1 pseudogene is annotated in these 705 nt (G+C 49.1%); it reads left to right on the forward strand.

From position 1 onward, the window contains the following. Positions 1 to 271: 271 nt before the first annotated feature. Positions 272 to 705 (forward strand): annotated as a pseudogene (locus AC1DH9_RS30260) (hypothetical protein); the annotation flags it as partial.

Raw genomic sequence — 705 nt, forward strand, 5'->3', positions numbered from 1 at the left:
GCTCAGACCACCGGCATGCTCAAGACCAAAGTGATCCATCATCGCGGGGCAATAGGAAGAACTGAGTGCGATTGACTATCGCCACCTTGGAATGGATTGGTTTGTTTAATGAACGCCGTGCGTTAGAACTGATTTGAGAGGTGCCCCAAACTGCAGAGGAAATGGCGTACTATCGACAGCAGCACGAGCCAGTTGAAGCTGTCCGACTCAAATAAAATGGCCGCCGGAAAATCTAGTGCGGTTCAATACACTATATTTTGAGTTTCCCTCCATGAGTTCGAATTTCTATCTTCCGCGCAGACTCTCGTGTAATGACAGGACATACAGTGAAGAAACGCTGCTAGTCGCTTCAAATTATGTTGTGGTATTGGCCGAGCCCGGCGGTGGGAAAACCGAGCTTATGGGGAGCTTTGCCCACCAATTGGGCATTTCTACCATTACCGCAAACGTGTTTACACACATGGGAGCCGATGTAGAGAATTGCCCACTCGTGATTGATGCATTTGATGAGTTGGCCAAGGTCGATCAGACAGGGATTCACAGGCTTCTCGCTAACGCTAGAAAGGCAAAGCCGACACACTTCATTATTTCAAGTCGGTCCAGTGAGTGGGACAGTGCTGCTACAAACGCATTCAAAGACTTTCTTGGGCACCCACCACTAGTAGTTAGACTATGCGAGTTTGATGAGGCGGAACAGCGGACGAT

This window comes from Pseudomonas sp. 05T35 (genome assembly GCF_056396605.1).